This window comes from Polaromonas sp. P1_E3 (assembly GCF_056405935.1).
Map to the genome: position 1 here is coordinate 1 of NZ_JBFUBD010000041.1, position 20,460 is coordinate 20,460.

The following is a 20,460-nucleotide window of genomic DNA, read 5'->3' on the forward strand; positions in this document are numbered from 1 at the left end:
GCCAAGGCCGACGCCGCCAAGCCTGCCGCCAAGAAGTAATCCACTTCCGGCACAGGCCTGAAAAGGCTCACGGCCCTTGTCCTCTCGCAGGACAAGGGCCGTTTTTCTTGATGGTGCTCCCCGGAATGGAAGTTTTCAGAAATTCAATTCCAGGGATGCAGGGCAAGACGCACAGCGCACAGGACACCGGAATGCACTCCAGTGCATGAGAATTCCAGGCACTGGCGAACGCCGGGTGTTCGCTCCGCTGCGTGCGGCCATGCACCCTAGAATTGGATTTATGGAAACTTCCGAATGATTAAATTGTTTGTAGGCTTGGGCAACCCAGGCCCCGAATACGAAGCCACCCGTCACAACGCCGGTTTCTGGTGGATTGACGCGCTGTCGCGCGAACTGAAAGCACCGCTCAGCCTCGACAAGAGCTACCACGGCCAAGTGGCACGCGTCACGATCAACGGCCAGAATGTCTGGCTGCTCAAGCCGCTGACCTTCATGAATGTCTCGGGTAAATCCGTGGCTGCCCTTGCCCGGTTCTTCAAGGTAGCGCCAGAAGAGGTGCTGGTGGCGCACGATGAAATGGACATCGTGCCCGGCCAGGTCAAGCTCAAGTTCAGCGGCAGCCACGCCGGCCACAACGGCCTGCGCGACATCCACGCGCAGCTGGGCACGCCCGACTACTGGCGCCTGCGCATCGGCGTGGGCCATCCGGGCGTCAAGGCTGAAGTCATCAACTGGGTGCTGAAAAAACCGTCGGCAGAGCACCGCACGGCCATTGAGGAATGCATTGACCGCTGCCTGAAAGCCGTGCCGGAGCTACTCAAAGGCGAGATGGAAAAAGCCACGATGATGATCCACACCAGCACGCCGCCGCGGCCCAAGCCACCGCGCAAGGTGGAACCGAAGACGGAAAGCGAAGACTGACACCGCCGCGCCAGCCTCACACACGGAAGATGGGCGCTACTGTTTTTATAGCTGCTTGCGCCCGTCCCTATTGGCCTGGAGGCATATTTGATTGTGAATTTATGCCTTCAGAGCCGCACCGGGCCTGAAAACCAGAAACCAGCACCCCAGGTCAGCGAGCCGTGACCACCGGAACAACAGCCTGCAGGCGCTGGTATTTTTCCCACAGGGTTTCCCGCGTTTCGATGTGCTGCGGGTTGATGGGGATACAGGCGACGGGGCAGACCTGCACGCACTGGGGCTCATCGAAATGGCCCACGCATTCGGTGCATTTGTGCGGGTCGATCTCGTAGATTTCCTTGCCCAGGTAGATCGCCTGGTTGGGGCATTCGGGTTCGCAGACGTCGCAGTTGATGCACTCGTCGGTGATCATCAGGGCCATGTCAGCTCCCCTTGCCGGCTTTAACCGCCTGGTGTGCCGCCCCCAGGGCAGCCGCCACCGCCGGGCTCACCATCTCGCCGACATCACCGCCCAGCTTGCTGATCTCGCGTACCAGCGTGCTGCTGATGCATTGCAGCGGCGCATCGGGCAGCAGAAACACCGTTTCCACCTCAGGGCGAAGCTTGCGGTTCATGGCTGCCATCTGCGCTTCGTAGTCAAAGTCAGTCACGTTGCGGACGCCGCGCACCACGGCTGAGGCCTTTTGCGCAGCGCAGAAATCCATGATCAGGCCGTCAAATGGCAGCACCGTGACCCCAGCGATGCCCTGAGTTGCGGCCCGCACCTGCGCGACGCGCTCATCCAGCGTAAACAGCGTTTTTTTGTGGTGGGCGGTGGCCACGGCAATGACAAGCCGGTCAAAAAGCCCGGCAGCGCGGCGCACCACGTCGTCGTGGCCCAGTGTGAACGGGTCAAACGTGCCGGAATAAACAGCGGTGCGGGGGGTGGCCATAGGGGAATTATGCCCGGCCCGCCCTTTGGCCCGTCAATTCCCGCCCTGTAACCACGAGGCAGGCAAGGCCGGTCGGCGCTTCAGTCCGCCGGTGTACCCAGAGCGGCCAGAAGGTGGAAATGCACGGCGCCGGCCTTGCCGCTGCGGTGCACCTGCAGACCCAGGGGTGCCAATTCTTCGTCGGTCCAGGGTTTGGGGGCCTCCAGATAGACCAGCCCGGTCGGGCCGATGGCCTGCGCTGCAGCTTTGAGGGTGGCTTCGTACACCGTTGACTCAAACGGCGGGTCGAGCAGCACCAGTTGCTGGCTGCCAGGCGCAACGCGTTTCAAGGCGCTCAGCCCGTCGCCCCGCTCAATGCGGCACATGTCAGCCTTGAGCTTTGCCTGCACCGTCTTGAGCTGCTGCGCCAGCGCGGGGTCCTGCTCGCACAGCAGCACATCGGCCGCCCCGCGCGAAGCGGCCTCAAAGCCCAGCGCACCGGTGCCGGCAAACACGTCGATGCAGCGCCAGCCTGTCAGGTCCTGGCCCAGCCAGTTGAAAAGGGTTTCGCGCACGCGGTCGGGCGTGGGCCGCAGGCCCGGCTTGTTGGGCACCGGCAATTTGGTGCGTTTGTACAAGCCGCCGATGATGCGGATTTCACCTGGGGGAACGGTTTTGCGGGCCACCACCTTGCCACTTTTGGCACGGGGGTTTTTGGGGCTGGCAGGTGTTGGGGTAGGAGCGGGCGTGTACTTCATGGTGCGGCGCCAAGGATAACAGTGACCATTTTTTCCGGCTGCAGCTTGCGCGCAAAAGCCGCCTTGACGTCGGCCACGGTGACCTTGTCGACCTGCTGCGTCCAGGTATCGAGGTAGTTCAGCGGCAGGTCGTTCCAGGCAATGCTCGACACGTTGTCAAGGAGCTTGCGGTTGCTGTCAATGCGCAAGGCAAAGCCGCCCACCAGGTTGTCCTTCGCCKCCTTGAGTTCGGTCTCCAGCGGGCCGTTGGCGACAAAGTCAGCCACCACTTTGCGCACCAGGTCCACGGCTTGCGCAGCCTGGTCAGGCCGGGTCTGCATGCTGATGGTGAAGGCGCCCGCGTGCAGGGCCGGTGAGAAGTAGCTCGACACGCCGTACGTCAGACCGCGCTTTTCACGCACTTCCTGGGTCAGGCGCGAGACAAAACCGCCGCCGCCCAGGATGTAGTTGCCCACCGTCAGGGCGAAGTAGTCTGGGTCCGAGCGTTTGTAGCCCGGCTGGCCGATCAGCACCTGCGCCTGCGCGGATGCAAAAGGGATGCGTTTTTCCACCGGTGCAGCCAGCGGCGCGACCTCAGCCACGGCTGGCAGCGGCGGCAGGCTGGCGCAAGCCGTTTGCGGCAGGCGCGAGAGCAATTTTGTGGCGATAGCATCGGCCTGTGCGCGCGTCACGGCGCCCACCATGCTGATGCGCGCGCGGCAAGCCGTGACGCCCGCTGCGTGTAGGGCACGCATGTCGGCCACGCTGATGCGGGCCAGGCTTTCTTCCGTGACTTCATAGCCGTAGGGATGCGTGCCGTACACCGCCGGTGTGTAGGCGCGGCTGGCGACGCTGGCCGGGCGGGTATAGGACTCGCGGATCGACGCCTGCAGGCGTGCACGTTCGCGTTGCCACACGGTGTCGGGAAATGCTGGCTCGGCGATCTCACGCGCGGCCAGCGCAGTGGCTTTGTCCAGCAGCGCCGGGTCGGTCAGGGTACGCAGTGAAAAGCTCAGGCGGTCGGACGTGGTGCCGGCATTGAACTGCGCGCCCAGATCAGCCCAGGCTTCGCTGAGCGCATTTTCGTCGAGTGCCGGGTCCGGAACACACAGCCCTCCACAAAGGACCTCCGGCCCCAAGCCATTGCTGGCACGCACGCCTTTTTCCAGCAGGCCGGCCATCATGCTGGCAAGGCCGGCTTTGTCGGCAGGGTCGCGCCGGTTGCCGGCATCCAGGTCGATCTGCACATCCAGCATGGCAATCGCCGGGCTTTCGACCAGGTAAACCTTGGCGCCGTTCGGCTGCGTCCAGTGCTGGATGGGCAGCGCGGCCATCGCGATCGAGTGAAAAAACAAGCCAAAAATGCCTGCGGCGCCCATACGACGGGCGCAAGCAGCTATCGTTTTAATAGCAATCATATGAACAACCATTTTCGGATACGTGGGCGCAGCTCAACGCTGCAGGTCACCGGCGGGCGCAGTGCCCTGGCGCGGCTTGCGGTTCGGGTCCAGCGGCTGTGGCAACAGCGTTGCCATCGTCATCTGGTCGTCGCCAAAATATTTCGCGGCCACGGCCTGCACCTCGGCGCCCGTGATGCTGCGCAGGGCGGCAATGATGCGTTCGCTGGCATCCAGCGGCAGGCCCTGCACCCAGTGGGAGCCGAGTTCGCGCGCCTGGTTAAACACCGAGTCGAGCTTGTAGGTCTCGCTGGCCACCCACTGCGTCTTGACGCGGTTCAGTTCGGCCTCGCTCACGCCTTCGCGTGCCACTTTGGCCACCTGCTCGCGCAGCGCGTCGGCCACCTGTTGGGCGGTCTTGCCGGCAGCGGGCACACCATCGAGCGAAAAGACCTGCGGCCCCCGGCCCATCAGCCCATTGGATGCACCGGCACTGTCGGCCACGCGGGACTGCTGCACCAGCGCGCGGTCAAGCCTGGCGCCGGTGTAGCCGTCCAGCACCGCGGCCAGCACGGTCAAGGCCAGCGCGTCGCGGCTGGCGCCAGCGGCCGGCGTGGCCAGGTCTGCCGGCTCGAGCTTGGGCACCTTGAAAACCATGCTGACATAGGCCTGGCTGGCCGGCGCCTTGAAGTCCATGCGGCGCACACCGGCCTGTACGGGCTCAGCACGCGGCTTGCGCACGGGGACAGCGTGCGCGGGGATGCCGCCATAGTATTTTTCTGCCAGCTTTTTGACCTGGGCGACGTCGACATCCCCGGCGACAACCACGGCAGCATTGGCAGGCACATACCAGCGGCGGTAAAAATCGCGCGCATCGTCAGGTGTCATGGCCTCGATGTCGCTCATCCAGCCGACCACCGGGCGCCGGTAAGGCGAGGCGGTAAACGTCATGGCGGTCAGCTGCTCGTACAGCATCGCGCGCGGCGAATCTTCGGTGCGCAGGCGCCGCTCTTCCTTGACAACCTCGATCTCGCGCTTGAATTCATCGTCGGCCCACTGGTTGCCGGTGAAACGGTCGGCCTCCAGGCGCATGACGTCTTCCAGCTTGCTGGCCGGAATCTGCTGGTGGTAGGCCGTGTTGTCGCGGCCGGTAAACGCGTTTTCGCGTCCGCCCAGGGCGGCTATGCGTTTTGAAAACTCCCCCGGTTTGACCTTCGCCGTGCCCTTGAACATCATGTGTTCCAGCGCATGGGCCACGCCCGACGTGCCGTCGACCTCATCCATGGAGCCCACACGCACCCACAGCATGTGGGCCACCGTGGGGGCGCGGTGGTCCGGCTTGACGATGACCGTGAGGCCGTTGGCCAGCGTGAACTGTTCCACCGCCGGTGCGGGCGCGGGCGCCTGCGCAAGGGCCCCGCCGGCCAGACACAGCGCCAGCAAGGCGGCCGGGGCGTGGAAAAGGCGAAAAACGGGGTGGGGAAGGGGTACTGGACAGGTCAAAAGGGATTGCCTAGGGTGTTTCATAGAATAGCTGTGTGGCGCTGTACGTTGCCCCGCAACGGTGCAACAGCCCACTAGGACTCCGCAAGCATACCCAATGTTCAGTTTTTTCAAGAAAAAATCCCCCCCTCCTGCCCCACCGGTGTCTCCTGCGCCAGATGCGCCCTCCCCGGCCGGCGGATCCGCTCTGGACCCCGTAGCCGCGCCAACGCCTGCCCCTGCGGGCGGAGGTTTGATTGGCAGCGCGCTGGTGACCCCTATCGCCATTCCGGTTCCGGGCGCCGTAGCCCCCGAGCGGGAACGCTGGCTCAGCAAGCTCCAGGCGGGTCTGCGCAAGACCGGCTCCAGCATCTCGACGGTTTTCACCGGCAGCCGCATCGACGATGCGCTTTACGAAGACCTGGAAACCGCCCTGCTGATGGCCGACGCCGGCAGCAAGGCCACCGAACACCTGCTGGCTGACGTCAAGCGCCGCGTCAAGGAAGGCGGCATGACACACCCGGTGGCCGTCAAGAATGCGCTGGTGGACTCGATCACCCAACTGCTCAGGCCGCTGGAGCAGCCCTTGGTGATTGGCCAGTACCAGCCCACCGTGATCATGGTGACCGGCGTCAACGGTGCCGGCAAGACCACGTCCATCGGCAAGCTCACGCGGCACCTGGCCAGTGAGGGCGCTTCGGTGCTGCTGGCAGCAGCTGACACCTTTCGCGCCGCAGCACGTGAGCAGCTCAGCGTCTGGGCCGACCGCAATACGGTAGAGATCGTCAGCCAGGAAGGCGGCGACCCGGCCGCCGTGAGTTTTGACGCCGTGAGCGCAGGCAAGGCGCGCGGCAAGGACGTGGTGCTGGTCGACACGGCCGGCCGCCTGCCGACGCAGTTGCACCTGATGGAAGAGCTGCGCAAGATCAAACGCGTGGTGCAAAAGGCGGATGCCACCGCACCCCACGAGGTGCTGCTGGTCATTGACGGCAACACCGGGCAAAACGCATTGGCCCAGGTCAAGGCCTTTGACGAGACATTGCAGCTGACCGGCCTCATCGTGACCAAGCTGGACGGCACGGCCAAGGGCGGCGTGCTGGCGGCGATTGCGCTGTGGGCTCGCGAACGCGCCATTGCCTCACCCACACTGCGCCCGGTGTCGGTGTATTTCATCGGCGTGGGCGAGCAGCTGGAAGACCTGGAAACCTTCAACGCACGTGAATTTGCGCAGGCTTTGCTGGGTTAAACCACCGAAGTTGCCGCGTTCGGTTTACGGTATTCCGAGTTTCAGCAGCAGCACCGAGACCACCACAAAGGCCACGATAAAAACGGTCTCGGCCAGCAGCAGCGCCACAGGCTTCCAGCCCAGCTTGAGCAAGTCTTCAAAACTGGTCTTCACACCCGCAGCGGCAATGGCCGTCACCAGCATCCAGCGCGATGTGTCGCTGGCGAGTTGAACCACCGGCGTCGCAATGAGGCCAGCGCTGGCCAGCATGACCAGCACGACAAAGGCAATCAGGAAGCCCGGCACCAGCGGCACCTCTGTTTCGGGCACCTTGACGGCCGGGTGGTTGCGGTACAGCACCGCCATCAGCAACACGATGGGCATCAGCATCATGACGCGAAACAGCTTGACCACGGTGGCCGTGTCGCCAGCCTGCGGGCCGAGCATCATGCCAGCCGCCACCACCTGCGCCACGTCATGGATCGAGCCGCCCAGGACGATGCCAGCCTGGCCCGGCAGGAGCCCGATCACCTGCAGGCTGAAGGGATAGACCACCATTGCCAGCGTTGACAGCACCGTGACACCGACCACGGCCAGCAACGTGAAGCGTTCGTTTTCTTTCGTCTGGGGCAACACCGAAGACACCGCCAGCGCCGCCGACGCACCGCAGATGGCCACAGCGCTGCCTGACAGCAGCCCTTCATCGCGCGAACATTTCAGCCAGCGCGCCAGCAGCACGCCCAGCAAAATCGTCAACACCACCGCCAGCACAATGACCACTGCGGTTCCAGCCCCCAGCTGGGCCACTTGCGCAAACGTGATGCGGGCGCCCAACAGCGCAACCCCCACGCGCAGCACCGTGCGGCCGCAAAAACCGATGYCTTTGGCCGCCTTGGGGTGGCTGTTGAGAAAATGGAACGCCAGGCCGATCAGCAAGGCATAGAGTAACTGGGGGCCACCATAGTGCTCGGAGATGAAAGTTGCGGCCAATGCAATCACCATGCACACCAGCACGCCGGGAAAGTGGGAAGCCAGCGCCATGCGCCATTGGAAAATCATGGAGGTATCAGACAGACATGTTGGATGAATGGGTCGGAGGGTTTGGGCCATCCGGGTAATGCATGAGAATTTTTTCCAGCAGCGCCGCACCAGCGGGGCTACCCGCCACCAGCATCCGGCTCTGCAACAGCGGCAAGCCGTCCATGGCCCGCATGGTGGCGCCGGCTTCGCGCAGCAGCACCAGCCCGGCCGCGGCGTCCCACGCGCCCATGCCGCGCTCCCAGAAGGCATCGGCGCGGCCAGCCGCCACATAGGCGAGTTCCAGCGCCATGGAGCCGCTTCTGCGAACCTGGCCGAAGGTTTTCAGGACAGCACCAAACTCGCGCAGGTATTCGTCCATGAACAACGCCCCCGGTTTTGGAAACACTGTCGAAACCAGGCATTCCCTCTCGCTGCGCGCTGCAGAACAAACCAGGCGCTCGCCGTTCATGTGCGCGCCGAGGCCCGTTGCCGCGCTAAAGGTTTCGTGGCGGGAAGGATCCACCGTCACACCCAGCACCGGTTGCCGGTCCACACACAAGGCAATCGATACGGCGTACTGCGGATACCCTCGGGCAAAGTTTGCCGTACCGTCAATCGGGTCGACCAGCCAGGTGGGGTGCCCCGTCAATTCGCCGCCGCTTTCTTCGCCGACAAAACCGCTCTGCGGCAAGGCCTCCAGCAACGCGCTGCGCAAGCCCTCTTCCACTTCGCGGTCAAAGCGCGTAACCCAGTCACCGGGCGCTTTCTGGCGGACATCCACCGGTTGCAGCTCGGCTGCTGCTTCGCGCAGGCGCGCGGCCGCCTCCACGCCCACGCGCCGGGTTTTCTCCAGCAACACGGCAAGGTCCATGCTCATGTCCTTTTGGCCAGCACACTGACATAGTCGTGCGCCTGGGTGTTGATGGTGGATATCCGGTATTCCACGGGCTTGTCCCCAAAGGTCAGGGCCAGCCGGTGGACCTCCATCACCGGTGAGCCCGCAGCCAGCCCCAGCAGGCGTGCATGGGTGCGGTCCACCGCTGCTGCGCGCGCGCGTTCCTGCGCGCGTAGCACGGTAATGCCAAAGTCGGTCTGGTAGAGGGCGTAGATCGTGCCGGGCCTTTCCACAAAACGCTTTTCGGTGAGGTTGCGAAACAGCGCCGCCGGGATGGACAGCCGGTCATGCATCACCACCCGGCCTTGCAGGGCGAGACGGTTTTCCGCCCTGAACACGGGCTCGCCCGGCTTGATGCGCAGCGCGGCGGCCTCCTGCTCCGACGCGCGCTCGCGCCCAAATGCGATGCAGTCGATGTCCGGGTAGTCGCGGTCCCGCGCGGCGTCGTCGTCCCCGAAGTTCCAGCGCGGCTCCACGTGGAAAAACTGGAACATGAACCGGGCGTCGTTGTGCGGTGCCACAAAGGTTCCTTTGCCCTGCCGCCGGATCAGCACATGCTCATGCACCAGTTCGTCAACGGCATGGCGCAGCGTGCCTATGCTGACCTGCAGGCCCGCGGCAATATCCGCCTCGCTGGGCAGGGGTTTACCCGGACCATAGTGCCCGGCTTCAATGAGTTTTTGCAGCTCACGCTTGACCTGGCGGTACAGGGGCATGGCCTCTTCGCTCATCAGGGGGCGCAATGGCGCCGACGTATTTTTGACCTTCACGGCCGCCATTGAAACACCGATGAAGCAGTCGTACAAGTCATATATATGAGTGAATTGACAAGGTGTTGCCGGCCCATAAAACTGGCAACTCGATTTAACTCAGGCCATCAGGCCATCCGGAGACCCCATGATTCATTTTGTATTACATGACGCCAAAGACACCGTGGCCGTTGTGGTGGTGGAAGGTGTGAAGGCAGGAACCGCCATGACCGGCTGGATCATGGACGAGGACCGCATGATCAATGTGCAGGCCCAGCAGGACATCCCGATCGGGCACAAAGTGGCGCTCAAGGACATGGCTGTCGGGGACACCGTGCTGAAGTACGGCATCGACATGGGCAAGGTCGTTGCCAACATCAAGGCCGGCCAGCACGCCCACGTCCATAACATCAAAACCAAAAGATGGTAACCCCCCGAAGCGGCCTGCGGCCGCCTCCCCCCAGGGGGCATCGCCTGTGGCCTGGCAAAGCCAGATCCACGTCGATTGCTTGAAAGAATAATTTATCTAGGAACACCCCATGTCAGTCATCGATAAAAACACCACATTTCTAGGCTACCGCCGTGAAAACGGCCGCGTCGGCGTGCGCAACCACGTCATCATCCTGCCGCTGGACGACCTCTCCAATGCAGCGGCCGAAGCGGTGGCCCACAACATCAAGGGCGGCATGGCGATTCCGCACCCCTATGGGCGGCTGCAATTCGGCGCCGACCTGGAGCTGCACTTTCGCACCCTGATCGGTGCCGGCTGCAACCCCAATGTTGCCGCCGTCGTGGTGATCGGTATTGAAGACAGCTGGACCAAAAAAGTGGTGGACGGCATCGCCAAAACCGGCAAACCGGTGGTGGGCTTCGGTATTGAGGGCCACGGCGACCACGAGACCATCATGAAGGCGTCCAAGGCGGCGCGCGAATACGTGCAGTGGGCCAGCGAAAAGCAGCGCGAGGTCTGCGGCATTTCCGAACTCTGGGTGTCCACCAAATGCGGCGAGTCCGACACCACGTCCGGCTGCGGCGCCAACCCCACCGTCGGCAATGCTTTTGACAAGCTGCACCCGCTGGGCAACTACCTGTGCTTCGGTGAAACCTCCGAGATCACCGGCGGCGAAAAAATTGTCGCCGACCGCTGCGCTACCGATGCCGTGCGCGACCAGTTCATGTTCATGTTCAACCGCTACCAGGACATGATCAACCGCCACAAGACCAGCGACCTGTCGGACTCGCAGCCCACCAAAGGCAACATCGCCGGCGGCCTCACGACCATCGAGGAAAAAGCACTGGGCAATATCCAGAAGATCGGAAAGGTCTGCACGGTCGACGGCGTCATCGACAAGGCCGAGATGCCCACGCACCCGGGACTGTGGTTCATGGACTCCTCCAGCGCCGCGGCCGAAATGGTCACCCTGTGCGCCGCCTCGGGTTATGCGGTGCACTTCTTCCCCACAGGCCAGGGCAACGTGATCGGCAACGCCATTGTTCCCGTGATCAAGATATGCTCGAACCCGCGCACCGTGCGCCTGATGAGCGAACACATCGACGTGGACACCTCCGGGTTGCTGCAGCGCGAGATCACGCTCGACCAGGCCGGCGACAAGCTGCTGGAGAACATGCTGCGCACCGCCAACGGCCGCCTGACCGCCGCGGAAGCGCTCGGCCACCGTGAGTTCGTGCTGACGCGCCTGTTCGAATCAGCCTAGACATGGCCCCCACACTTTTCACTTCGTGTAATGCGTTGCCCCCCGAGGGGGCTAATTTTCCTTGGGGCGGCCCGGCGGAAAATTGTGCTCACATGCCGGTGGCAGTGTCATGACGCGGGCGCGCATTGTCATCTGTGAATTCATGGACGAGCGCGCGGTGGCGCAGCTTGAAGCGGCACATGACGTGCTCTACGACGCGCAGCTGGTGGGCGACGCCGCCCGCCTGCGAACCGAGGCGGGCCAGGCCGACGTGTTGATCGTGCGCAACCTCACACAGGTGCGTGGCGAGCTGCTCGCCGCAATGACGCGTTGCAAGGTGGTGGGCCGGCTGGGCGTCGGGCTGGACAACATTGACGTGCCGGCCTGCGAAGCACGTGGCATCAAGGTCATCCCGGCTTCAGGCGCCAATGCGCTCAGCGTCGCTGAATATGTCGTTGCCAGCACGATGATGTTGCTGCGCGGTGCGTTTGCCTCCACCGAAGCCGTGGCATCCGGCCAGTGGCCGCGCACTGCGTTGAGCAACGGCCGTGAAGCTGCCGGGCAAACGCTGGGCATCATCGGGTTCGGCTCCATCGGCCAGACCACCGCGCGCCTGGCACGCGGCCTGGGCATGCACGTGATTGCCTATGACCCCGCGCTTGTGCCCGATGCCCCGGTTTTCACGCAGACCGGTGTGCAGCACGCCAGCCTTGACGACCTCATCAGCCGTGCGGATGCCGTCACATTGCACGTGCCCTTGGTGGATGCGACGCGCGGGCTGTTCAGTGCGGCACGCATTGGCCAGATGAAAAAGGGCGCGGTACTGATCAATACCTCGCGCGGCCACATCGTGGACATTGACGCGGTCAGCGCAGCGCTGAGGTCCGGGCAACTGGGTGGTGCGGCCCTCGATGTCTTTGACGCCGAACCCCTGCCGGCGAGCGTAGCGTTGCAAGGATGCCCCAACCTGTTGCTTACACCACACATTTCAGGTCTCAGCATGCAGTCAAATGAACGGGTATCGTTCATGATCGCCGACAAGGTGCTGGAGAGCCTGAAGTAATGGTCCAACTGTCTATTGAAGAAGCAACACGTCTTGCCGCGCTGGCACTGCGCAAGGCGGGCGCGGCAGAAGCCATGGCGGCCACCACCGCGAGAGCACTGGTTCGCGCCGAAGCGCAAGGGCTCGCTTCGCATGGCTTGAGCCGCKTGCCGCAATACGCCACTCATCTGCGCAACGGCCGTGCCGACGGCGCTGCGGTCGCCGTCGTGGCGCACAGAAAAGGTGCGGCCGTGCTCGTGGATGCCAAACAGGGCCTGGCCTTCCCCGCCTGTGACCTGGCCATTTCCACTGCCATCGCAACTGCACGCGAACTCGGTGTGTGTTTTGTCGGTGTCACCAACAGCCATCATTGCGGCGTGCTGGTGGACCATCTGCGTGCCGCAACCGATGCGGGCCTGGTCGGCCTGGGCTTTGCCAATGCACCGGCAGCCATGCCGGCGGCGGGCGGCAAGCACCCGGTCTTCGGAACCAACCCGATTGCGGCCGCGTTTCCCCGCAGAAATGCCGACCCACTGTTGATCGACCTGTCGCTCAGTGAAGTTGCACGCGGCAAGGTGATGGTTGCCGCCAAGGAAGGCAAGGCCATTCCGCTGGGCTGGGCGCTGGACACGCAAGGCCGGCCCACCACCGATGCACAGGCGGCCCTGGAAGGCTCCATGTTGCCGCTGGGTGCCGTAAGCAGCCCCAAAGGTTCAATGCTGGCGTTGATGGTGGAGCTGCTGGTGACAGCCGTGATTGGCGCGCAGTTTGCTTTTGAGGCATCATCATTCTTTGTCGATGAAGGCAATCAACCCCGTATCGGCCAGGCATTCATCCTGATTGACCCGGGCGCGCTTGCAGGCACAGACACTTACTTTGAACGCATGGAAACCGTGATCGCCGAAATGCTATTAGACGAAGGTGTACGCATGGCCGGTGCGCGGCGCATCGCACTCGAAACGAAAGCACTACAGGCGGGACTCAGCATTCCCGACGCACTCAAATCGCAGCTGGATCAGTTAGTGAGTTAACAATTATTCAATCAAGAGGAGTAACCATGAAACGTCGTGACATCGTATTGGCATCGGCAGGTGCGGCCCTGGTGGGCGTTCCCGGACTGGGGCTGGCCCAGCAGGCTTTTCCCAAACCGGGCAGCACCATCAAGTATGTGGTCCCGTTCACGCCCGGCGGCCTCACCGACATGATGGCCCGCACGGTTGCCCAAAAGCTGTCCGAAGCATGGAAGACTCCCGTGATTGTCGAAAACAAGGCTGGCGGAAACGCGCAGATCGGCGCCGAGCAGGTCGCCAAATCGGCGCCCGACGGCAACACGATCCTGGCCATCACGTTGACGCATGCCGCGAACGTGTCCCTGTATCCCAATGCGGCTTACAGCTTCACCAAAGACCTGCGCCCGGTCGCCCTGATGGCCAATTCGCCGATGCTGGTCGTGGTTCCCACCGGCAGTCCCATCAAGGACTTCAAGGACCTGATGGCCGTGTCCAAAACCAAACAGCTGAGCGCGGGCTCGAGCGGCAACGGCACCCCGGCGCACCTGACCATGGCTTTGTTCTGCGAGCTGAACAAGTCCAAGATGATCCATGTGCCCTACCGTGGTGGTGCACCCTCGATGGTCGACCTGATCGGTGGCCAGCTGGACGTCGTCTTTTCCAACTATCCGGAATCGATCGCGCACGTCAAAGGTGGAAAACTGCGCGCGATCGCGATCTGTAGCCTGGGCCGGCATCCGGGGGTTCCCGATGTTCCGACCGCGCTGGAAGCCGGCATGCCTGGCCTCTTTGTCGAGAACTGGACAGGGGCCATGCTCCCGGCCAAGACGCCGGATGACATTGTGGACAGATACTCGCGCGAGATCATCAAGATCATGTACAGCGCTGAGGTGGAAGAGCGCGCCAAACAACAAGGCTTTCGTGTCTCGCAAAAGGGCTCTGAGGAATTCGCCCGCTTCCTGAAAAGCGAAATAGACCGCTGGAGCCGGATTATCAAGACCGCGAAAATCACACCCACCTGATGCAGTAACTGCAGCCGGCCGGCACACCCGGCAACAAAAGCACGCAGGCCGTCCGCGGCCTGCGTTACGTTTTGTAAAACTTCGCTCTCGTTCACGGCACGTGACGGAAAATTTCGCCCAGAGGCGATTCCCGCCCTTGGAGACATTACATGAACGACATCGCGCAGACTCACGATACCGCCACCGGGCCACGCAAGGTAGACCAGTTGCTGGCGCACTACGGCGAAAGCCACCAGAACCCGCGCAACGAAGTGATCCACTTCATTGCCATCCCGCTCATCATGCTGAGCCTGGTCGGCATGATGTTTGCGCTTCATCCCTATGTCGCCTATGCATTTGTCGCCGCCAGCATGGTTTATTACGCCCGCCTGTCCGCGGTGTTCTTTGTGACCATGGCACTCTGGTCCGTGCTGTTTCTGGGCGTGGTGTTCGCCATGGGGCCATGGGTGTYGCCGATCTGCGCCGGTATTTTCGTAGGCGCATGGATCCTGCAATTCATCGGCCACAAGATCGAAGGCAAGAAGCCTTCTTTTTTTGAAGATATCCAGTATCTCTGGGTCGGTCCGCTGTTTGTGCTGAGCAAGCTCTTTGTGCGGCTTGGAATTCGCTGGTGACCAATCCCGCTTGAAAACGCCGTTGCGGCCTCCACTTTCAAGGTTTAACCTTTACAGGCACTTCGTTTGATCCGCAATATCCTGCGTTTTTTCCTCAAACTCCTGCTGGGCATCTTCGCGGCGGTGTTCGCCGTAAGCTTGCTGCTCGCGGCGCTTGTCGTCGTGGCGCTAAGCCTCCTCAGATCGCTCATCACCGGGCGTAAACCGGCGCCCGCCATGGTGTTTGGCCGCTTCCAGCGCTATTCACCCCAGGGCATGTGGCCCGGAGGCCCTGCCCAGAGCACCCCGGCCGGCCAGCGTGCGGCCGATGTGGTGGATGTCGAAGTACGCGAAGTGCGTGACGACAAACGCCTGCCCTGAATACGCCGGGCCCGCTGCAGGCGCCCTGCCGTTTTTCGTCATTGTTCCACCAGCTCCACGCGCCGGTTTTTTGCGCGGCCGGCCTCATTGGCGTTGCTGGCCACCGGCGCGATGTTGGCAGCACCCCGGGCTGACAAGCGCTTGACATCAAGCTTGTAGTCCTTGACCAGCGCGCCAACAATGGCCTCCGCCCGGCGCTGCGACAGCGCCTGGTTGGCGTCAAATTGCCCTTGGTTGTCCGTGTGGCCGACGATGAAGACCCTCAGTGCAGCGTTGTCCTTCAACAGGCTGGCCATTTCGGCCAGCTGCGGTTTTGACTCAGGCTTGATGTCAGCCTTGCCGGTGTCGAAGTAAATGCCGTACAGGGAAATTTTGCCTTCAGCACTCAAGCCGCTGCCGATCTGTTTGGCGCTGAGCACACTCACCTTGCCGGTTTCCACGGCCTTGGGCTGCACGATTTGCAAATACGTCGCGGCGGAGCCTGCGTAGTCTTTGGCGTCGGCGGGTGAGTCCACCGAATACACCGTGACGTAGCTGTCTGCGCCGGCGCGGCTTAGCTTGAAAAGGGAAAACCGCAAGTTGGTGGCGAGCGCACCAAAGGCGACATACACGCCGCTGTTGATGCGTTGCGAATCCGGGATCGGGCCATTCAGCAGGATGTCGCCAGCGGGGCCGCCGCGGCTGTGGCAGCCATAGGCCCCGTCCATGCAGGTATAGACCAGCGTGGCACCGGCCTGCTTCAGGGCTGCTTCATAGTTGCGCTGCACTTCGAGTGCGTTGCGGCCCTTGGGCGAGACATAAAAAAGCTCCTGCACCTCACCTTCCACGGCAAGGCCGGGATCCAGCTTTTTCTCTTTCGCAACACTCTCCGTCAGCAGCTTCAGGGGCTTGACCTCGGCAAACGGTGTCGTGCGCCAGGCAATCAGCCGTGAACCCTGATAACGGGACATCAAGGGATGGTCCTTGCCGCCTTTGGCATCCTGCGCGCCGGCTACGGTTGCAATGGCCAGCACGAAAGTCCCGGCAAACAGACTGCGAATCAACATGCACTTCTCCCTTGTAAAAAACTTCCGGGAGGATAGGGCCTTCCTCTTTTTTGCTGCGGCGGCGCGCGGTAACAGTCCGCAACGCGGCCCAAAATGCCAATTTTTTCACCGATTTGCGCTCGCGGGCCGGGCACAAATCAGAGTTTTGTGGTCCCAATCCAACGTGTGGCCGCGCCATGAAGCGTGTAAGTGGAAAGCACCCTGCCCCGGGGTGTATTCCAGGCAAATCCAGTGCGCCGATTGCTATCAAATTAGTAGCTACTTGCGCCCGTCCCTCTTGGGTGAAACGCCAATTTCATCATGAAAACTGGTAAAACAATCCCGTGCAACGAACCCGGATCAGTCATAAAAATCGCCCTTAGCCCAATAAGGACGGGCGCAAGCAGCTATTAAATACATAGCAAATGAACGTCAAACCTCTCTATCGGCAATGTTTGGCACCGGTACAAACCGATACCGCGCATTTACAAGGCAGAAACCAATCTTCCTGAACCAATGGCCCACAATGCGGCTCATACCAAGGGTTTTCACCGATTAGCCTTGCGCTATCCGAGTCATTGAACCTATTGCTTAGCACTCTCTCTAACAGAGTGCTAATATTTAGCACCAGACGAAAGGAGTCTTGCTGTGTCTTATGCTCTTTCCCCCGCTTCCCTGACCGCTGTCGCGCCCAAATCGGGCCCGTCCACAGCCGTCAACCCCTGGTCGCTGGTTCCCCCGCTGGGTAACCTGGACGCCTATATTTCCGCCGTGAACCGTCTCCCCATGCTCACCCTGGAGCAGGAGCAGGAATTTGCCAAAAACCTCAAGGAAAACAACGATCTCGATTCTGCCGGTAAGTTAGTGCTCTCTCACTTGCGTCTGGTGGTGTCGATTTCGCGTAAATATCTGGGTTACGGCCTGCCGCATGGTGACCTCATTCAGGAAGGCAACATTGGCCTCATGAAGGCCGTCAAACGCTTCGACCCCGACCAGAACGTGCGCCTGGTGAGTTATGCCATGCACTGGATCAAGGCTGAGATCCATGAGTACATCCTGAAAAACTGGCGCATGGTCAAGGTCGCGACGACCAAGGCCCAGCGCAAGCTGTTTTTCAACCTGCGCTCGATGAAGCAAGGCTACAAGGACGACGCCGACGTGGCGACGCACCGCGACACGCTGACGGAGGGCCAGATCGATTCGATGGCCAAGACGTTGAACGTGAAGCGCGAAGAAGTCATCGAGATGGAGCAGCGCATGTCCGGCGGTGACGTGCTGCTGGACCCGAGCCCGAGCGATGACGGCGAAGACGCCTTTGGCCCGATTGCCTACCTGGCCGATGCCACGCAGGAGCCGACGGCACTGATGGAATCGCGCCAGCGCGACAACCTGGCCTCCGACGGCATCACCGCAGCGCTGGAAGATCTCGACCCGCGTTCGCGCCGCATCGTGGAAGAGCGCTGGCTCAAGGTGAACGACGACGGTTCAGGTGGCATGACATTGCATGACCTGGCCGACGAGTACAAGGTCAGCGCCGAGCGGATCCGCCAAATTGAAGTGGCGGCGATGAAGAAGATGAAGAAGGTGCTCGCTGCCTACGCTTGAAACACGCAGGCACACGCCCCTTACAAAAAAAGCCCGCACAGCAATGTGCGGGCTTTTTCTTTTCCGGCGACAGCTGTACGAAACGGACTCGCTCAGGACTTGAGCAACAGGCGGATGTCGGACGCCAGTGCCTCAGCGCCGCTGCCGTAGCGGTTGTACAGGCGAATGCGCCCCTGGCCGTCGAAAATATAGCTGCCGGCGGAATGGTCCATGGTGTAGCTGCCGGGCGTTTTGCCGTCGACCTTTTTGTAGTACACCTTGAAGTCCTTGGCGACCTGGGGCAATTGGTCGAGCGTGGGCCGCAGCGCCACAAAGGTCGGGTCAAAATTGCCCATGTAGGCCTTGAGCAGTTCGGGCGTGTCGCGCTCCGGATCCACCGTAATGAAGATGGCTTGCAGCTTGTCGCCATCGGCGCCCAGCAGTTTCTTGACCTGCGCCAGCTCCGCCATGGAGGTCGGGCAAACGTCGGGGCACTGCGTGAAACCGAAGAACACCACCACCACCTTGCCGGTAAAGTCTTTCAGCGTGCGCACCTGGCCATTGTGGTCGGCCAGCGTGAAGCCTTGCGCGTAGTCGGCGCCGGTGAGGTCAATGCTCTTGAACTGCGGCTTTTCCGGCGCGCATGCGGTAAATATGCCTGCAGCGCCCACTGCCAGAGCGCAAGCAGCTATTGTTTTGATAGCGGATCGCCGCACAGGTGAAGCGGGCTGGGGCACGCGATGGAATTTCATGAGGGCCTAGACTAGGTAGTGGTCGAGCAGCAGCGCTGCGAACAGCACCGAAAGATGAATCAGCGAAAACCGGAAGGTCTTGCGTGCCAGCGCGTCGGAGTAATTGCGCCACAGGCGAAAGCCATACCAGCTGAAGCCGATGCTGAGCGCAACAGCGGCAACGAGATAGGGCCAGCCGCTCATCTTGAAGATAAAGGGCATAAGGCATGCGGGGAACAACACCAGCGTATAGAGGAACACCTGCAGGCGCGTGAACTCATTGCCGTGCGTCACGGGCAGCATGGGCAGGCCTGACTTGCGGTAGTCCTCCACGCGGTAGAGCGCCAGTGCCCAGAAGTGCGGCGGTGTCCAGAGAAAAATAATGAGAAAAAGAATCAGCGCCTCCGGGCCGACCGAGCCCGTCATGGCAGCCCAGCCCAGCACCGGCGGCATGGCGCCCGAGGCGCCGCCGATCACGATGTTCTGCGGTGTCATCGGTTTGAGGATGACGGTGTAGACCACCGCGTAGCCGATGAAGGTGGCAAACGTCAGCCACATGGTGAGCGGGTTCACCCACACGTAAAGAATCCACGAACCGAGCGCGCACAGTGCGGCGGAAAAAGACAGCGTGAGCGGGTTGCTGAGTTCGCCCTTGGCGGTGGGACGCCAGGCGGTGCGCCGCATGCGCGAGTCGATTTGCTGCTCGACCAGGCAGTTGAAGGCGGCGGCAGCTCCTGCGACCAGCCAGATGCCGGCGCAGGCTATCAGCGCGAGCCGGACATCCGGCCACGACGGAACACCTGGAACGGCCAGCACCATGCCGATTAACGCGCAAAACACGATGAGTTGCACGACGCGCGGCTTCGTCAGCGCATAGAACTGCGCGAACTTCGAAGGGACGTACGGCGTGGTGGAAGCCGGGGTGGCGGACGGGGTGCTGGGGTTCATAGGGAGTCGCTAGGCTTCAATTTTGACGCATGTGCTGCAAAGGCCCCGCTGCGGCTGGAAAAGACCACGCCGCTGAGCACAATGACAAGGGCTGCGGCACCGCCGGTATGCATGACTGCGGCCAGCAGCGGCCATCCCAGCACGGCGTTGCTGATGCCCGTTACGGCCTGCAGCAGTATGAGCCCCGCGAGCCAGCGCGCGGACGTGCGCAATGCCGGCACGCGGTGCAGGAAAAAGGCTAACCCGAGGAACACAGCGAACACGAGGTAAGCCAAGAGGCGATGCACATAGTGGATGGCGGTGAGCGCCTCAAAGCTGATATTGGCGCCGTCATGGCCCGCGCCCAGTTCACGCCACAGCGTGAAGCCCTGGCGGAAGTCCATGGCCGGCCACAGCGAGTTCTGGCAAGCGGGAAAATCGGTGCAGGCCAACACCGCGTAGTTGGTGCTGACCCACCCGCCCAGTGCAATCTGCGCCCAGAGCAACGCAAAAGCCGCCAGTACGCCAAGCCGAAGACGAGCGGAGAGGGGTGTGGCGTTTGCGCCCTGCGCCTGGGCATACCGCACCGCCTGCACACGCAACAACGCCAGCAACACCAGGCCGCCCAGCAGGTGCAGCGTGACGAYGGCGGGGAATAACTTCATGGTGACGGTGAGTGCGCCGAATGCACCCTGCAGGCAGACCCAGATCAGCGTGACGGCAGGCCACCAGAACGAAACCGGTGTGCGCTTGCGCTCCAGCCAGCTCGTCACCGCGAGCGTGAGTATCAACACGCCCACACCCGTTGCGAGATAGCGGTGAATCATCTCGATCCATGCCTTGGAATGCGTGACAGGTCCCGTCGGCATGGCGGTCTGCGCGGCTTCGATGTGCACCTGCGCACCCACCGGACTCGCGCTGCCATAGCAGCCCGGCCAGTCGGGGCATCCCAAACCGGAGTCAGTGAGCCGCGTGAATGCACCGAAGATCACCAGGTCAAACGTGAGGAACAAGGTGACCAGCGTCAACACCCGCAACCGCTGCGCCACCGGCGCATTCTTGTTGTGCACCCACACCCAGGCCAAAGGCCCCAGCGCCACCGCCAGGCCCATGA

At 62.2% G+C, this 20,460-nt stretch carries 22 protein-coding genes; 10 read left to right on the forward strand and 12 right to left on the reverse strand.

Annotated features, from left to right (window positions below; all coding sequences use genetic code 11):
* The first annotated feature begins 294 nt into the window (after positions 1–294).
* Entirely contained in the window at positions 295–921 is a 627-nt protein-coding gene (pth, locus tag AC1D0Z_RS08090) for an aminoacyl-tRNA hydrolase (RefSeq protein WP_477657735.1), read from the forward strand.
* A 151-nt stretch (positions 922–1,072) separates the two neighbouring features.
* On the opposite strand, the gene AC1D0Z_RS08095 is transcribed toward pth, so the two are convergent.
* From AC1D0Z_RS08095 to AC1D0Z_RS08115, 5 genes are all read right to left on the reverse strand, one after another.
* Positions 1,073–1,342 carry a YfhL family 4Fe-4S dicluster ferredoxin gene (locus AC1D0Z_RS08095; RefSeq protein WP_477657736.1) on the reverse strand — a complete coding sequence of 90 codons (270 nt, stop codon included), beginning with the start codon at positions 1,340–1,342 and terminating at the stop codon, positions 1,073–1,075.
* Position 1,343: 1 nt separating this feature from the next.
* Complete coding sequence (gene coaD / locus AC1D0Z_RS08100) at positions 1,344–1,853, reverse strand: pantetheine-phosphate adenylyltransferase (protein WP_477657737.1); 510 nt, start codon at positions 1,851–1,853, stop codon at positions 1,344–1,346.
* Positions 1,854–1,933: 80 nt separating this feature from the next.
* Complete coding sequence (rsmD, locus tag AC1D0Z_RS08105; RefSeq protein WP_477657738.1) at positions 1,934–2,590, reverse strand: 16S rRNA (guanine(966)-N(2))-methyltransferase RsmD; 657 nt, start codon at positions 2,588–2,590, stop codon at positions 1,934–1,936.
* Positions 2,587–3,987, reverse strand: coding sequence for a M16 family metallopeptidase (locus tag AC1D0Z_RS08110; protein ID WP_477657739.1), 1,401 nt, complete (start codon positions 3,985–3,987; stop codon positions 2,587–2,589). The genes rsmD and AC1D0Z_RS08110 overlap by 4 nt, the downstream gene beginning before the upstream one ends.
* A gap of 33 nt (positions 3,988–4,020) precedes the next feature.
* Positions 4,021–5,493 (reverse strand): M16 family metallopeptidase, encoded by a 1,473-nt coding sequence (locus tag AC1D0Z_RS08115; protein ID WP_477657740.1) that lies wholly within the window; start codon positions 5,491–5,493, stop codon positions 4,021–4,023.
* Positions 5,494–5,566: 73 nt separating this feature from the next.
* On the opposite strand from AC1D0Z_RS08115, the gene ftsY reads away from it, so the two are divergent.
* Positions 5,567–6,694, forward strand: a complete 1,128-nt coding sequence (gene ftsY, locus AC1D0Z_RS08120; RefSeq protein ID WP_477657741.1) for a signal recognition particle-docking protein FtsY — start codon at positions 5,567–5,569, stop codon at positions 6,692–6,694.
* A gap of 24 nt (positions 6,695–6,718) precedes the next feature.
* Here the strand turns inward: ftsY and AC1D0Z_RS08125 are convergent, their stop codons facing one another.
* From AC1D0Z_RS08125 to AC1D0Z_RS08135, 3 genes are read right to left on the reverse strand one after another with little or no spacing between them, the layout of a single operon-like run.
* Entirely contained in the window at positions 6,719–7,732 is a 1,014-nt protein-coding gene (locus AC1D0Z_RS08125) for a YeiH family protein (RefSeq protein ID WP_477657742.1), read from the reverse strand.
* Positions 7,733–7,739: 7 nt separating this feature from the next.
* The gene (locus tag AC1D0Z_RS08130) at positions 7,740–8,564 is read right to left on the reverse strand and encodes an inositol monophosphatase family protein (RefSeq protein ID WP_477657743.1); all 825 of its coding nucleotides are present in this window, start codon (positions 8,562–8,564) and stop codon (positions 7,740–7,742) included.
* Between the two features lie 2 nt (positions 8,565–8,566).
* Positions 8,567–9,319 carry a GntR family transcriptional regulator gene (locus AC1D0Z_RS08135; RefSeq protein ID WP_477657744.1) on the reverse strand — a complete coding sequence of 251 codons (753 nt, stop codon included), beginning with the start codon at positions 9,317–9,319 and terminating at the stop codon, positions 8,567–8,569.
* A gap of 166 nt (positions 9,320–9,485) precedes the next feature.
* Here AC1D0Z_RS08135 and AC1D0Z_RS08140 point away from each other — a divergent pair, with 166 nt between their 5' ends.
* From AC1D0Z_RS08140 to AC1D0Z_RS08170, 7 genes are all read left to right on the forward strand, one after another.
* The gene (locus AC1D0Z_RS08140) at positions 9,486–9,767 is read left to right on the forward strand and encodes a UxaA family hydrolase (protein ID WP_007862870.1); all 282 of its coding nucleotides are present in this window, start codon (positions 9,486–9,488) and stop codon (positions 9,765–9,767) included.
* 109 nt (positions 9,768–9,876) lie between these two features.
* The gene (locus AC1D0Z_RS08145) at positions 9,877–11,052 is read left to right on the forward strand and encodes a UxaA family hydrolase (RefSeq protein ID WP_477657745.1); all 1,176 of its coding nucleotides are present in this window, start codon (positions 9,877–9,879) and stop codon (positions 11,050–11,052) included.
* 109 nt (positions 11,053–11,161) lie between these two features.
* Positions 11,162–12,094: a hydroxyacid dehydrogenase gene (locus AC1D0Z_RS08150; protein WP_477657746.1), complete on the forward strand. Its 933-nt coding sequence runs from the start codon at positions 11,162–11,164 to the stop codon at positions 12,092–12,094.
* Entirely contained in the window at positions 12,094–13,104 is a 1,011-nt protein-coding gene (locus AC1D0Z_RS08155) for an Ldh family oxidoreductase (RefSeq protein ID WP_477657747.1), read from the forward strand. Before AC1D0Z_RS08150 ends, AC1D0Z_RS08155 begins: the two co-directional genes overlap by 1 nt.
* A gap of 26 nt (positions 13,105–13,130) precedes the next feature.
* Positions 13,131–14,105 carry a Bug family tripartite tricarboxylate transporter substrate binding protein gene (locus tag AC1D0Z_RS08160; protein WP_477657748.1) on the forward strand — a complete coding sequence of 325 codons (975 nt, stop codon included), beginning with the start codon at positions 13,131–13,133 and terminating at the stop codon, positions 14,103–14,105.
* A 149-nt stretch (positions 14,106–14,254) separates the two neighbouring features.
* The gene (locus tag AC1D0Z_RS08165; RefSeq protein ID WP_477657749.1) at positions 14,255–14,719 is read left to right on the forward strand and encodes an Mpo1 family 2-hydroxy fatty acid dioxygenase; all 465 of its coding nucleotides are present in this window, start codon (positions 14,255–14,257) and stop codon (positions 14,717–14,719) included.
* Positions 14,720–14,785: 66 nt separating this feature from the next.
* Entirely contained in the window at positions 14,786–15,079 is a 294-nt protein-coding gene (locus tag AC1D0Z_RS08170) for a hypothetical protein (RefSeq protein WP_477657750.1), read from the forward strand.
* A gap of 38 nt (positions 15,080–15,117) precedes the next feature.
* Here the strand turns inward: AC1D0Z_RS08170 and AC1D0Z_RS08175 are convergent, their stop codons facing one another.
* On the reverse strand, positions 15,118–16,125 hold the full coding sequence (locus tag AC1D0Z_RS08175) for an OmpA family protein (RefSeq protein WP_477657751.1): 1,008 nt from the start codon (positions 16,123–16,125) through the stop codon (positions 15,118–15,120).
* A 654-nt stretch (positions 16,126–16,779) separates the two neighbouring features.
* Between AC1D0Z_RS08175 and rpoH the strand changes: the two genes are divergently transcribed.
* On the forward strand, positions 16,780–17,709 hold the full coding sequence (gene rpoH / locus AC1D0Z_RS08180; RefSeq protein ID WP_477657755.1) for an RNA polymerase sigma factor RpoH: 930 nt from the start codon (positions 16,780–16,782) through the stop codon (positions 17,707–17,709).
* Between the two features lie 92 nt (positions 17,710–17,801).
* On the opposite strand, the gene AC1D0Z_RS08185 is transcribed toward rpoH, so the two are convergent.
* The 3 genes from AC1D0Z_RS08185 to AC1D0Z_RS08195 are packed head-to-tail and all read right to left on the reverse strand — an operon-like array spanning position 17,802 to position 20,458.
* Positions 17,802–18,440, reverse strand: a complete 639-nt coding sequence (locus tag AC1D0Z_RS08185) for an SCO family protein (protein ID WP_477657752.1) — start codon at positions 18,438–18,440, stop codon at positions 17,802–17,804.
* A 6-nt stretch (positions 18,441–18,446) separates the two neighbouring features.
* The gene (gene cyoE / locus AC1D0Z_RS08190) at positions 18,447–19,367 is read right to left on the reverse strand and encodes a heme o synthase (protein WP_477657753.1); all 921 of its coding nucleotides are present in this window, start codon (positions 19,365–19,367) and stop codon (positions 18,447–18,449) included.
* Entirely contained in the window at positions 19,364–20,458 is a 1,095-nt protein-coding gene (locus AC1D0Z_RS08195; RefSeq protein WP_477657754.1) for a COX15/CtaA family protein, read from the reverse strand. The genes cyoE and AC1D0Z_RS08195 overlap by 4 nt, the downstream gene beginning before the upstream one ends.
* Positions 20,459–20,460 lie beyond the last annotated feature (2 nt).